Consider the following 13,525-nt stretch of genomic DNA (forward strand, 5'->3'; position numbering starts at 1 on the left):
GATTATCCTCGGATCGCCCAGAAGGCCAGGTTCAAGCCCGGGAACTGCCCGGCGATGTGGAAGGCGAAACCGCCGGAATTGCTCAACTGCTGCCAGTGTTCGCTGCCCCGGTCCAGCTCGTAATAGGTACTGCCTGCGTGGTAGGGCAATTGGCGTGGCGCCACCGGCAATGGCAGCAGGCCGATGCCCGGCAATTGCAGGTTGACCATGTCACGGATGTGCTCCACCGAGCCGACTTTGCTCTGCTGGCCGAAGCGCGCGCGCAGGGTTTCGCCGGGCACGTCGGCACGTACCACGAGGATGAAGCTGGCATTGTCGAGCAGGGTCTTGTCGGCCAGCATCGCCACGTGGATACCGTAGGCCTTCTCCACAATCGGGATCGGCGTGGCCTTGCTGTCGATCAGCATCGACAGCGCCTCACGCAGGGCGGCCATCACCGGGGCGAAGCTCAGGGCCAGGTCGTCGTGCTGGTACTGCGGGTATTCCTGGGGGCGGCGGCCAGAGGTCGAGAATGTCGAAAACTCACCGGCCAGGCTCACCAGCTCACTGAAGAAACGCTCCGGGTGCAGCGGGCTCAACTGGCTCAAATGCTGAATCAACGGCTGGGCGCGGTTGACCAGTTGCAGCAGCATGAAGTCGGCGATTTCCGATGCGCCGCCAGCGCCCGACGCCACCACACGGCCAGCCAGGGCTTCGCCACGCTGGTGCAGCAGGCCGAGCAGCTCGCTGCGAAAGGCCGTCAGCGGCTTGCTCGCGACCACGTCCAATACCGGCGGGATGTACGTGTCGTCGAGCACCAGTGCGCGGTCGGCGCGCTTTTCCTTGATGCGCACCAGCCCGATGGCGGCGTAATCGCTGATGCCGTCCTGGGCGGTCAGCAAACGCAACGCCCTGGAGCCCACAGCCACCGGCGCGCGGTTTTCGAAGGGCGCGTTGTCGTCGCGCACTTCACGCACCTGGCTCACATAACGCGCGGCCTCCAGGGCTTCACCTTCGTCCACCGTGTCACGCGCACCGGCACGCTTGAGCGGCAGGGCCAGGTACACCAGACCGTCGCGCAGGTTGTCGTCGATATTCAGCGGACTCGGCGCCAGATCGTCCTGGGGGATATTGAACGGCGTACCGTCAGGCAGCAGGCCACGGGCCGACACGATTGCCAGCTTGCCCTGGGCGAGCAGGCCCTGGTCGATCAGCAACTCGGAAAAGCCCCAGGCACCTGCAGACAACGGGCGGCTGCGGGCGTCGATCAGGTTTTCCAGGTAACGGTCATGCTGCTGGAAGTGCTGCGTTCCGATGAACATGCCTTCCGACCAGACCACGCGATTGTTCCAGGACATGGGGGCTCCGATTGCTTGTTATTGGGCTGGGCTGGAGGGGGTAGCCACGACGTCGGCGCGCACGGCACGCACATCGAGGCTGATCTGATATTCGGTGTATTGGCGCGGCGGCACGTTGATAACGGCGCGCCATTGCGCGCGGTCCAGCTCGCGATAGCCCACCAGCAGGCCGATCTGCCGGGTGGCCGGGTCGAGATCGCGCTGAACGCTCAGCTGTTGGCCGGGCTGGATCACCACTTCGTCCTGGTCCAGCAGGTCCAGGCCAAGCGTGGATTGCGCACGGTCAGCCAGGGCGAAGTAATCGGAGCGCGCGAACGTCGCGGCGTTTTTCAGCTCGAAAATACGCACCCGCACCGGGGCGGCCTGGCCGTTGGCGCCGGGGTTGAGCCCGGCGATCGCATGAAAATGCAGCTCGACGGCGGCAGTGTTCGCTTCAGCGTCGGCGGCGGCTTCGGGCTTGGCCGCGTCCTTGGCACACGCCGTCAGCAGCAGCGCGGTGGCGGCTGCAAGTAAAAACCTGGGAATCATCCTGCGTCCTCAATGACGTGTTTAGCTATCCGTTTTATCCATCACTGCGACGCGGCTCAGCGTCGCTGTCGTGCACTGTGCGCTTCGTAGGCCCGGCTGAATTCGCGGCCGAACAGGTCCTGGAAATCTTCCTGGGCCTCGCGGGAAATATTGTTGTAGAGCTCGGTGAATTGCTGCCAGTACTGGGCCTGGCGCGAGCCGTTGAAAATACTCGAGAGGCCGCCGGGCTTGCCCATGCGTTCCTCCAGCTGCGCCGGTTCAAAGCGCAGCAGCAAGTGCTTGAGCGCTGCTTCCACACCTGCCATCACGGCCAGTTGGTGCGCGCGCAGGTCGTCGAAGCTGTCACGCACGGCAGCGTCCGGCGCCATGAAGGCCGGGTTGCCGTGACGAAGCAGCAGCAGTAACGCTTCGTCGGCATTCGGAGCGAATTTCAACGGATTGTTTTCGGCGGGGCGGATCATGGTCTGCTGCATGCGAAATTCGCCCTTGAGGCTGGCGCGGGCACGCAACACGTCGATCAGGCCTTCGACCATCAGCCGGTAACTGCGGCCGATGCTTTCCATCTGGGCGCAGGCATCGGCCTGGTCCAGACGCAACTGATCGAGGCCGGCACCGCGCAGGAAAGCCTGCAAGAGATCGGCTTGTGGCTGGGCGTCGTCAGCGGGGAGCGCAACCGGCTCGACCACAGGCGGCGGCGCAATCACCGGCGCGGGGGGTGGCGCAACAGGGGCGAGCGGCGCGGGCGCGTCGCCAAGCAGGTCCCAGTCTTCGGGAATGACCGCACCGGCCACCGCCGGGGGTTCGGCCACCGGCACGGCAACCGGAGCCGGCGCACGGAAGTCATGTTGCTCGGAGGGCACGTGGTCTGCCACGGTGGCCGGTGGCACGGCAGCGGGGCTGAGGAAATCGAACAGGTCCGGCAGGGTCTCCATCGACGAAGCGCCATGAAACTGCGGCGCGATCATCGGTGTCGGCGCGGGCGGGCTCGCCACCGCGCCCATCAACGCCTCAAAGCTGTTCGGCGAATCACCGGCGAACGGCTGGCTGTCGACGGCCTGCACATTGAAGTCGATGCGCGCCTGGATTTCGTAATCGCCGATGCGAATCAACTCCCCATCCTGCAGCGGCTCGCTGTTACCACGGCGCAACCGGATGCCGGCGTTGACCAACTCCACACCGTTGGTACTGTTGTCGGTTAAATAATAACGGCCATCTTTGTACTGAATAACGCAATGTTGCGAGGAGACAAGGCGTTCGGGGTCGGGCAATACCCAGTCATTTTCCGAACTGCGGCCGATCGCCATCGAGCCCTGGTTCATGGACTTTTCGGCGCACTGCCCTGGGGTAATCTTGTGATAACTAGTGATAGTCAAACACAGCGACATCTTGCCTCCTTGCTGATACATCGCGCGCAGTCGAGACCTGGCCTACGCTTGCCTGAATATCGCCGCCAGGTCGTGGGACCGACCTTCCAAATCCGCATTTGCCAGCATGATCGCTGATCTTATCCGGCTTGCATGACAAAAATCCTCTGCGGGCGCAGCGTTCGACCCATCAGTCGCGCAGGTTGTTAAACACCGCACATCTGTCACAGAGGGCGAATAGCTTACCTTGACAAGGCATAAGTACTACACCAAAAATGCACAACTTCTTGAACATCAGTGATGGCACGATAGTGGCATTCTGAGGCTATGACCAAGAAAACATGCAAAGTTCACCGCGCAACTAATGCATGCATTGCCCGGCATCTAACGGGCTGATAGGGAGATCGAATTCTGTGGATGTGCCGTTGCTGCTCACCGCCGTTTCCGCGACTTCGCCCTGTGGCGAAGACATGGAATATGACGCGCAATTTCTGCAATTGGAACGTGATGCCAAGGGCCAGCCCGAGCGCAGCATGGGCGACTCGATCCTGCCCGCCGAGCCGCCGGAGTGGCGCAGCATCCAGCAACAGAGCCTCGACCTGTTGCAGCGCAGCAAAGACCTGCGCATCACCCACTTTCTGCTGCAAAGCACCCTCGCCCTCCAGGGCGTGGCCGGACTGGCCGAAGCGCTGACGCTGATCGATGCGTTGCTGCGCGATTACTGGGCCGACCTGCACCCACGCCTGGATGCCGACGACGATAACGATCCCACCGTGCGCATCAACGCCCTCACCGGCCTGACCTGCGACACCAATATTCGCCTGCTGCGCGAGAGCATCCTCACGCGCTCACGTACCTTCGGCCCTGTGACTCTGCGCGCGGCGCTCAACGCCAGCGGCCTGTTGAGCTTCCCCGATGAACAACTCGGCGCGCAGCAACTCAACGCCGCGTTCCTCGACAGCGACCCGGAGCACTTGCAGGCCACCCGCGATGCGCTGGTTGCCGCGCGCGCCGCCTGCGAAGCCATCGAACAACAGGTCAACGAACAGGTCGGTTCCGCCCAGGGCGTGGACCTCAGCGCCTTGAAGCAGCCGCTCAAGCAAGCCCTGCAATTGCTCAATCAAGCGGTGCCCGGCGCCGACAGCAGCAGCGAACCCGAGGCGGTCAATGAAGACCATGCCCCCTCGGTGGACTACGCCGCTGCCCCCGCTGCCCCGCGTCCGGTCGGCGATATCGCCAGCCGCGACGATGTGCTGCGCAGCCTCGACAAAATCCTTGCGTATTACACCCGGCACGAGCCTTCAAGCCCGCTGCCGGTGCTGTTGAACCGTGCGAAGAATCTGGTGCATGCCGATTTCGCGGCGATCGTGCGCAATCTGATTCCCGACGGCATGTCCCAATTTGAAAACCTGCGCGGCCCGGACAGCGAGTAAGCCGCCGGACCGTGCAGTAACAACACCGTCGCTCAAGCGACCAGGAGCAGCAACGTGGCGAAGCAAAGTTCTCAGAAATTCATCGCGCGCAACCGCGCGCCTCGAGTGCAGATCGAGTACGACGTCGAGCTTTACGGCGCCGAGAAAAAGGTCCAGCTGCCCTTCGTCATGGGCGTGATGGCCGACCTCGCCGGCAAACCAGCCGAGCCGCTGGCACCCGTGGCCGACCGCAAGTTCCTTGAAGTGGACGTCGACAACTTCGACTCGCGCCTCAAGGCCATGCAGCCACGCGTGGCGTTCCACGTACCCAATGAGCTGACAGGCGAAGGCAACCTGAGCCTGGACATCACCTTCGAAAGCATGGACGACTTCAGCCCGGCCGCCGTGGCGCGCAAGGTCGACTCGTTGAACCAGCTGCTCGAAGCCCGCACCCAGTTGGCCAACCTGCTGACCTACATGGACGGCAAGACCGGCGCTGAAGAAATCATCATGAAGGCGATCAAGGACCCGGCACTGCTCCAGGCACTTGCCAGTGCGCCCAAGCCTGCAGGGGAGCAGTAAGCATGACTGACAATACCGTTCGCGAAGGCGCGTCCAACCTGGGCGCCACCGAAGAAACCAGCGAGTTCGCCTCGCTGCTGATGCAGGAATTCAAGCCCAAGACCGAGCGCGCTCGCGAAGCCGTGGAGACCGCCGTACGCACCCTGGCCGAACAGGCCCTGGCGCAAACCGACCTGGTGTCCAACGACGCGATCAAGTCGATCGAGTCGATCATCGCCGCGATCGACGCCAAGCTCACCGCCCAGGTCAACCAGATCATCCACCATCAGGATTTCCAGCAGCTGGAAAGCGCCTGGCGTGGCCTGCATTACCTGGTCAACAACACCGAGAGCGATGAGCAGCTGAAGATTCGCGTGCTCAACATTTCCAAGCCGGACCTGCACAAGACCCTGAAGAAATTCAAAGGTACGGCGTGGGACCAGAGCCCGATCTTCAAGAAAATGTACGAAGAAGAGTACGGCCAGTTCGGCGGTGAACCTTATGGCTGCCTGGTGGGTGACTATTACTTCGACCAGTCGCCGCCCGATGTGGAATTGCTGGGCGAGCTGTCGAAAGTCTGCGCCGCCATGCACTCGCCGTTCATCGCTGCCGCGTCGCCGACCGTGATGGGCATGGGCTCCTGGCAGGAACTGTCGAACCCGCGCGACCTGACCAAGATCTTCACTACCCCGGAATACGCCGGCTGGCGCTCGCTGCGTGAATCGGAAGATTCGCGCTACATCGGCCTGACCATGCCGCGCTTCCTCGCGCGCCTGCCGTATGGCGCCAAGACCGACCCGGTGGAAGCCTTCGCCTTCGAAGAAAACACCGACGGCGCCGACAGCTCCAAGTACACCTGGGCCAACGCCGCATACGCGATGGCGGTGAACATCAACCGTTCGTTCAAGCACTACGGCTGGTGCTCGCGCATCCGTGGCATCGAGTCCGGCGGCGAAGTGGAAAACCTGCCGGCCCACACGTTCCCGACCGATGACGGTGGCGTGGACATGAAGTGCCCGACCGAAATCGCCATCAGCGACCGCCGTGAAGCGGAGCTGGCGAAGAACGGTTTCATGCCGCTGCTGCACAAGAAAAACACTGACTTCGCCGCGTTCATCGGCGCCCAGTCGCTGCAGAAACCGGCCGAATACGACGACCCGGACGCCACCGCCAACGCCAACCTGGCCGCGCGCCTGCCGTACCTGTTCGCCACCTGCCGTTTCGCCCACTACTTGAAGTGCATCGTGCGCGACAAGGTCGGCTCCTTCAAAGAGAAGGACGAGATGCAGCGCTGGTTGCAGGACTGGATCCTCAACTACGTCGATGGCGATCCTGCGCACTCCACCGAGACCACCAAGGCCCAGCACCCGTTGGCGGCTGCCGAAGTGATCGTGGAAGAAGTCGAAGGCAACCCGGGGTATTACAACTCCAAGTTCTACCTGCGCCCGCACTACCAGCTTGAAGGGCTGACGGTGTCGTTGCGCCTGGTATCGAAGCTGCCTTCGGCCAAGAGCGCTTAAGTAATTCGCTCTTCTGTGGGAGGGGGCTTGCCCCCGATAGCATCACCTCGGTCGGCCTCACAAACCGAGTTGCCTGCATCGGGGGCAAGCCCCCTCCCACACAAAAGCAATGGCCCTTTTGGGGCATAACCAAATTCAGTGGCTGAGTCCACACAGGGAGAAAACATGGCTGTTGATATTTTCATCAAGATCGGCGACATCAAGGGCGAGTCCATGGACAAGGCCCACAAGGACGAAATCGACGTGCTGAACTGGAGCTGGGGCATGGCCCAGTCCGGCAACATGCATGTGGGCGGTGGCGGCGGCGCGGGCAAGGTGAATATCCAGGACCTGTCGCTGACCAAATACGTCGACAAGGCGTCGCCGAACCTGATGATGCACTGCGCCAGCGGCAAGCACATCGACAAGGTCAAGCTGACCGTGCGCAAGGCCGGTGGCGAAAGCCAGGTCGAGTACATGGTGATCAACCTGGAAGAAGTGCTGGTCACCTCGCTGAGCACCGGCGGTTCGGGCACCGATGACCGCCTGACCGAAAACGTCACCCTGAACTTCGCCCAAGTGATGGTCGACTACCAGCCGCAGAAAGCCGACGGCACCAAAGACGGCGGCGCGATCAAGTTTGGCTGGAACATCCGTTCCAACACCAAGCGCTGATAGCCCCTGCAGCCGTGGCCTTGCGTCACGGCTGCAGACATTTTGTCCCTCCCGCAACCCGTCCGTGGAGCTGCTTTGGTGGTAACTGAAATCGCTTCCCGCGACCGTCTGCAACCGTCCCTGCTGGACCGGTTGACCGACGACGACCCAACCAATCCCAAGGAAAGCGCCGACAAACGCGTGCTGTCCCTGACCCAATTGAAAGCCTCGGTACTGCGCGACCTGGCGTGGCTGCTCAACACCACGTCGTTGCTCGATGCCGATGCCACGCTGCACACCCCGGCCGGTACGTCGGTGGTCAATTACGGCCTGCCGGCGCTGGCGGGCAACAGTGTTTCCAGCGTGGATATCAAGGCCCTGGAAGCCCTGATCTACCAGGCCATTGCCACCTTCGAGCCGCGCATCCTGCGCCACACCCTGCGGGTCAAAGCCCGTGTCGGCCAGGGCGAGATGAATCACAACGCCCTGAGTTTCGAAATCGAAGGCGACCTGTGGGCGCAACCGGTGCCGTTGCGCCTGTTGCTGCAGACCGATCTGGACCTGGAATCCGGGCATGTGCGCGTGGTCAATGCCGACCAGCGGAGACGCCCATGAACCCGCGCCTGCTGGAGCTGTACAACCAGGAACTGCACCACGTGCGCGAAAGCGCCGCCGAGTTCGCCAAGGAATACCCGAAGATCGCCAGTCGGCTGACCCTGTCCGGTATGGACTGCGCCGACCCGTACGTCGAACGCTTGCTCGAAGGCTTTGCCTACCTCACGGCCCGCGTGCAGCTCAAGCTCGACGCCGAGTACCCGACCTTCACCCACAACCTGCTGGAAATCGCCTACCCGCACTACCTGGCACCGACGCCGTCAATGACCGTGGTGCAGCTGCAGACCGACCCCGACGAAGGCTCCCTCGGCGGCGGCTTCCCGCTGCCCCGCGACACCGTACTGCGCGCCGCCCTGGGCCGTGAAACCCAGACCTGCTGCGAGTACCGCACCGCGCACCCGGTGACGCTGTGGCCGCTGCAGGTCAGCCATGCAGAGTACTTCGGCAACCCGTCCGCCGTGCTCGGCCGCCTGGCCGCCAGCGAACCGAAAGCCAAGGCCGGTCTGCGCCTGACCCTGCGCACCGGCGCCGAATTGCCGTTCAACAGCCTCGAGCTGGACAACCTGCCGCTGTACCTCAGCGGCGCCGATGAGCAGCCGTTCCGCCTCTACGAACAACTGCTGGGCAACGCCTGCGCGGTGTTCGCGCGCAAGCCCGGTGGCGACTGGGTTGAGCGCCTGCCTCAGGATGCCTTGCGTTCACGCGGTTTCGACGATGCCGACGCGGCCATGCCGGTGGTGGCGCGGGCGTTCCAGGGCTATCGGTTGTTGCAGGAGTACTTCGCCCTGCCCCACCGTTTCCTGTTTGTCGAATTCGCCGAACTGAGCCGCGCAGTCAAACGTTGCGACGGCCAGGAGCTGGAGTTGATCGTGCTGTTCGACCGTCACGACCCCAGCCTGGAAGGCAGCGTCGGCGCGGCGCAGTTCCTGCCGTTCTGCACGCCAGCGATCAACCTGTTCCCCAAGCGCGTGGACCGTATTCACTTGTCTGATCGGGTCAACGAACACCATGTGATCGCCGACCGCACCCGGCCGATGGATTTCGAGATTCACTCCCTGAGCGGCATCACTGGCCACGGCACCGGGCCGGAGCAGCCGTTTTTGCCGTTTTACGCCGTGCGCGATCCTTCCCGCTATGGGCGCGACCAGGCCTATTACACGGTACGCCGCGAACCCCGCGTGCTGTCCAGTGACCAGCGTCGCAACGGCCCGCGTTCCACCTATGTGGGCAGCGAAACCTTCGTCAGCCTGGTGGACAGCCGCCAGGCGCCGTATCGGCATGACCTGCGCCAGCTCGGCGTGACGGCGCTGTGCACCAACCGTGACTTGCCGTTGTTCATGAGCGTGGGCAACGGCAAGACCGATTTCACCCTCGCCGACAGCGCGCCGGTGCTCTCTGTGCGCTGCGTCGCAGGCCCCAGCCGCCCACGCGCCAGCCATGCCCACGACGCCAAGGCCTGGCGCCTGATCAGCCAGTTATCGCTCAATTACCTTTCCTTGAGCGAACAGGGCCAGGGGGCCGGCGCCTTGCGCGAACTGCTGCGCCTGTACGGCGACAGCAACGACGCCGCGCTGCAATTGCAGATTGAAGGCTTGCGCGAAGTCAGCAGCAAAGCCGTGACCCGACGCCTGCCGATGCCCGGCCCGATCGTGTTTGGCCGGGGCCTGGAAATCACCCTGGAATTCGATGAAAACGCGTTTCGCGGCACCGGAGTGTTCCTGCTCGGTGCGGTGCTGGAACGCTTCCTGGCACGTTACGTGTCGATCAACAGTTTTACCGAGACGGTGATCCGTACCACCGAACGCGGCGAGATCATGCGATGGAAAGCCAAGCCCGGACGGCGTCCGACCCTGTGAGTACCCTGGACGCGATGCACCAGGAGCCCTGGGAATATGACTTCTTCCAGGCGCTGCGGCGTATCGAGTGCGAATCGCCAGACCTGCCGCGCCTGGGCCATTCCCTGCGCCTGGCGGACGACCCGCTGCGCCTGGGGCAACAGGCCGATTGCACCTTCGCCCCGGCCACCCTGGCGTCGGTCGACCCCGGCGGCGACGGCAAGCCGGCGCGGCTGGAGCAATTCTTTTTCGGCCTCGGCGGCCCCAACGGCCCGCTGCCGCTGCATATCACCGAGTATGTGCGCGAGCGCCAGCGCAACAACGCCGACAGCACCAGCAAGCAATTTCTGGACGTGTTCCACCATCGCCTGTTGACCTTGTTCTACCGAGCCTGGGCCGAGGCACGGCCGACGGTCAGCCACGACCGGCCAGACGATGACTACTGGTCCGCACGCCTCGCCGCCTTGAGTGGCCGCGGCATGCCGAGCTTGCTCAACCAGGGCTTGATCGCCGACACGGCGAAGCTGCATTACAGCGGCCACTTGTCGGCGCAAACCCGCTACCCGGATGGCTTGAAGGCGATCCTCAGCGAGTACTTCGGCTTGCCGGTAGCGATCGAGGAATACGTCGGCCAATGGCTGGAACTACCCGAACGCAGCCGCATCGGCGTGAGCGCCAACCGGCTGGGCGTGGATTTCTGCCTGGGCAACCATGTGTGGGACCGCCAGCACAAATTCCGTATTCGCCTCGGGCCGCTCAAGCTCGACGATTACATGGGCATGCTGCCCGGCCACCCGCCGTTCAACGAACTGGTGGCCTGGGTGGCCGAGTACCTGGGCCATGAACTGGACTGGGACTTGAACCTGGTCCTGCAACAACCTGAAGTCCCGGCGCTGCAACTCAACGGCCGGTTCCGCCTGGGTTTCAATACCTGGCTCGGCCAACCTGCACATGACGCCAACGACCTAATCCTGGCCCGGCATTACGCCGATCATGCCACCACCTCAAGGAATCCAGAGCATGGGTGAAATCAGTCGCGCCGCACTGTTCGGCAAACTCAACAGCGTGGCCTACAAGGCCATCGAAGCCGCCACCGTGTTCTGCAAACTGCGGGGCAACCCGTATGTGGAACTGGCCCACTGGTTTCATCAGTTGCTGCAACTGCAGGACTCGGACCTGCACCGCATCATCCGCCAGTTCAACCTGGAACCGGCACGCCTGGCCCGCGACCTCACCGATGCCCTGGACCGCCTGCCGCGCGGTTCGACCTCGATTACCGACCTGTCGTCCCATGTGGAGGAAGCGGTGGAGCGCGGCTGGGTGTATGGCAGCCTGATGTTCGGTGAGAGCCAGGTGCGCACCGGTTACCTGGTGCTGGGCATTCTGAAAACGCCGAGCCTGCGCCATGCGCTGCTGGGCTTGTCTGCCGAGTTCGACAAGATCAAGCCCGAAGCCTTGAGCGAGCGCTTTGACGAGTACGTCGGCGACTCGCCGGAAAATGCCTTGAGCGCCAGCGATGGCTTCAATGCCGGTGTGCCAGGCGAAGCCAGCGGCGCCATGGCCCCCAGCGCGATGGGCAAGCAGGAGGCGCTCAAGCGTTTCACCGTCGACCTGACCGAACAGGCGCGCAGCGGCAAGCTCGACCCGATCGTGGGCCGTGATGAAGAGATCCGCCAACTGGTGGACATCCTCATGCGGCGCCGCCAGAACAACCCGATCCTCACCGGTGAAGCCGGGGTGGGCAAGACCGCCGTGGTCGAAGGTTTCGCCCTGCGCATTGTCGCCGGCGACGTACCGCCTGCGCTCAAGGACGTGGAACTGCGCAGTCTCGACGTGGGCCTGCTGCAAGCCGGCGCCAGCATGAAAGGCGAGTTCGAACAGCGTCTGCGCCAGGTCATCGAAGACGTGCAGGCCTCGCCCAAGCCAATCATCCTGTTTATCGACGAAGCCCACACCCTGGTCGGTGCCGGTGGCGCCGCCGGCACGGGCGATGCAGCCAACCTGCTCAAGCCTGCGCTGGCCCGTGGCACCTTGCGTACCGTGGCCGCCACGACCTGGGCCGAGTACAAGAAGCACATCGAAAAAGACCCGGCCCTGACCCGCCGTTTCCAGGTGGTACAAGTTGCCGAGCCCTCGGAAGACAAGGCACTGCTGATGATGCGCGGCGTGGCGTCGACCATGGAGAAACACCACCAGGTGCAGATCCTCGATGAAGCGCTGGAAGCTTCGGTCAAGCTGTCCCACCGCTATATTCCGGCGCGCCAGCTACCGGACAAGTCCGTGAGCCTGTTGGACACCGCCTGCGCCCGCGTCGCCATCAGCCTGCATGCGGTGCCGGCCGAAGTGGACGACAGCCGCCGTCGTATCGAAGCGCTGGAAACCGAGCTGCAAATCATCGCCCGCGAGCATGCGATCGGCATCGCCATTGGTGCGCGCCAGACCAACAGCGAAGCCTTGCTGAGCGCCGAGCGTGAGCGCCTGGCCACATTGGAAAGCCGTTGGGCTGAAGAAAAAGCCCTGGTGGATGAGCTGCTTGCCACCCGTGCGACCTTGCGTGAGAAAGCCGGCGTGGTGGACAGCGGCAGCGATGAATTGCGCACGCAATTGGTCGACCTGCAGCAGCGCCTCAGCGCACTGCAGGGCGAAACCCCGCTGATCCTGCCGACCGTGGATTACCAGGCCGTGGCCTCGGTGGTCGCCGACTGGACCGGTATCCCGGTGGGCCGCATGGCGCGCAATGAACTGGAGACGGTGCTCAACCTCGACCAGCACCTGAAGAAACGCATCATCGGCCAGGACCACGCCCTGCAGATGATCGCCAAGCGCATCCAGACCTCCCGCGCCGGCCTCGATAACCCGAGCAAGCCGATTGGTGTGTTCATGCTCGCCGGCACCTCGGGCGTGGGCAAGACCGAAACCGCCCTGGCCCTGGCTGAAGCCATGTACGGCGGTGAACAGAACGTGATTACCATCAACATGAGCGAGTTCCAGGAAGCTCACACCGTGTCGACGCTCAAGGGCGCGCCACCGGGCTATATCGGCTACGGCGAAGGCGGTGTATTGACCGAAGCGGTACGGCGCAAACCTTACAGTGTGGTGCTGCTGGACGAGGTGGAAAAAGCCCACCCGGACGTGCATGAAATCTTCTTCCAGGTGTTCGACAAGGGCGTGATGGAAGACGGCGAAGGCCGAGTGATCGACTTCAAGAATACGTTGATCCTGCTGACCACCAATGCCGGCACCGAGCTGATTTCCCACGTCTGCAAGGACCCGGCAAACATTCCCGAGCCCGAGGAAATCGCCAAGGCCCTGCGCCAGCCGCTGCTGGAGATTTTCCCGCCGGCCTTGCTCGGTCGCCTGGTGACGATTCCGTATTACCCGCTGAGCGACGAGATGCTCAAGGCCATCACTCGCCTGCAACTGAACCGCATCAAGAAGCGCGTGGAAAACACCCACAAGGTCGCCTTCGACTACGACGACGCGGTGGTCGACCTGATCGTCTCGCGCTGCACCGAAACCGAAAGCGGCGGGCGCATGATCGACACTATCCTCACCAACAGCCTGCTGCCGGACATGAGCCGTGAATTCCTCACACGCATGCTCGAAGGCAAGGCGTTGGCGGGGGTGCGGATCAGCAGTCGGGATAACGAGCTGCACTACCAGTTCAACGATTGACCTGACGAAACTCGATCCAATGTGGGAGGGGGCTTGCCCCCGATA

The 13,525-nt window shown here is 63.2% G+C and carries 11 protein-coding genes; 8 read left to right on the plus strand and 3 right to left on the minus strand.

Annotated elements, in window-relative coordinates:
• Positions 1 to 2: 2 nt before the first annotated feature.
• From tssK to tagH, 3 genes are read right to left on the minus strand one after another with little or no spacing between them, the layout of a single operon-like run.
• The gene (tssK, locus tag BFQ04_RS26080; RefSeq protein ID WP_065953257.1) at positions 3 to 1,337 is read right to left on the minus strand and encodes a type VI secretion system baseplate subunit TssK; all 1,335 of its coding nucleotides are present in this window, start codon (positions 1,335 to 1,337) and stop codon (positions 3 to 5) included.
• Between the two features lie 18 nt (positions 1,338 to 1,355).
• On the minus strand, positions 1,356 to 1,865 hold the full coding sequence (gene tssJ / locus BFQ04_RS26085) for a type VI secretion system lipoprotein TssJ (protein ID WP_065953258.1): 510 nt from the start codon (positions 1,863 to 1,865) through the stop codon (positions 1,356 to 1,358).
• 56 nt (positions 1,866 to 1,921) lie between these two features.
• The gene (gene tagH, locus BFQ04_RS26090) at positions 1,922 to 3,250 is read right to left on the minus strand and encodes a type VI secretion system-associated FHA domain protein TagH (RefSeq protein WP_065953259.1); all 1,329 of its coding nucleotides are present in this window, start codon (positions 3,248 to 3,250) and stop codon (positions 1,922 to 1,924) included.
• A 392-nt stretch (positions 3,251 to 3,642) separates the two neighbouring features.
• Between tagH and tssA the strand changes: the two genes are divergently transcribed.
• From tssA to tssH, 8 genes are all read left to right on the plus strand, one after another.
• Entirely contained in the window at positions 3,643 to 4,662 is a 1,020-nt protein-coding gene (tssA, locus tag BFQ04_RS26095) for a type VI secretion system protein TssA (protein WP_065953260.1), read from the plus strand.
• Between the two features lie 54 nt (positions 4,663 to 4,716).
• The gene (tssB, locus tag BFQ04_RS26100; protein ID WP_003195557.1) at positions 4,717 to 5,223 is read left to right on the plus strand and encodes a type VI secretion system contractile sheath small subunit; all 507 of its coding nucleotides are present in this window, start codon (positions 4,717 to 4,719) and stop codon (positions 5,221 to 5,223) included.
• A 2-nt stretch (positions 5,224 to 5,225) separates the two neighbouring features.
• Positions 5,226 to 6,722, plus strand: a complete 1,497-nt coding sequence (tssC, locus tag BFQ04_RS26105; RefSeq protein WP_065953261.1) for a type VI secretion system contractile sheath large subunit — start codon at positions 5,226 to 5,228, stop codon at positions 6,720 to 6,722.
• 165 nt (positions 6,723 to 6,887) lie between these two features.
• Positions 6,888 to 7,376, plus strand: a complete 489-nt coding sequence (locus BFQ04_RS26110; RefSeq protein WP_005792512.1) for an Hcp family type VI secretion system effector — start codon at positions 6,888 to 6,890, stop codon at positions 7,374 to 7,376.
• Between the two features lie 78 nt (positions 7,377 to 7,454).
• Entirely contained in the window at positions 7,455 to 7,970 is a 516-nt protein-coding gene (gene tssE, locus BFQ04_RS26115; RefSeq protein WP_042945974.1) for a type VI secretion system baseplate subunit TssE, read from the plus strand.
• Positions 7,967 to 9,826, plus strand: coding sequence for a type VI secretion system baseplate subunit TssF (tssF, locus tag BFQ04_RS26120; protein ID WP_065953262.1), 1,860 nt, complete (start codon positions 7,967 to 7,969; stop codon positions 9,824 to 9,826). The genes tssE and tssF overlap by 4 nt, the downstream gene beginning before the upstream one ends.
• The gene (tssG, locus tag BFQ04_RS26125; RefSeq protein WP_065953263.1) at positions 9,790 to 10,833 is read left to right on the plus strand and encodes a type VI secretion system baseplate subunit TssG; all 1,044 of its coding nucleotides are present in this window, start codon (positions 9,790 to 9,792) and stop codon (positions 10,831 to 10,833) included. Before tssF ends, tssG begins: the two co-directional genes overlap by 37 nt.
• Positions 10,826 to 13,480: a type VI secretion system ATPase TssH gene (gene tssH, locus BFQ04_RS26130; RefSeq protein ID WP_065953264.1), complete on the plus strand. Its 2,655-nt coding sequence runs from the start codon at positions 10,826 to 10,828 to the stop codon at positions 13,478 to 13,480. Before tssG ends, tssH begins: the two co-directional genes overlap by 8 nt.
• The last annotated feature ends 45 nt before the right edge of the window (positions 13,481 to 13,525 follow it).

It is taken from the genome of Pseudomonas sp. 37 R 15, assembly GCF_900004865.1.
Lineage (GTDB): Bacteria > Pseudomonadota > Gammaproteobacteria > Pseudomonadales > Pseudomonadaceae > Aquipseudomonas > Aquipseudomonas fluorescens_AM.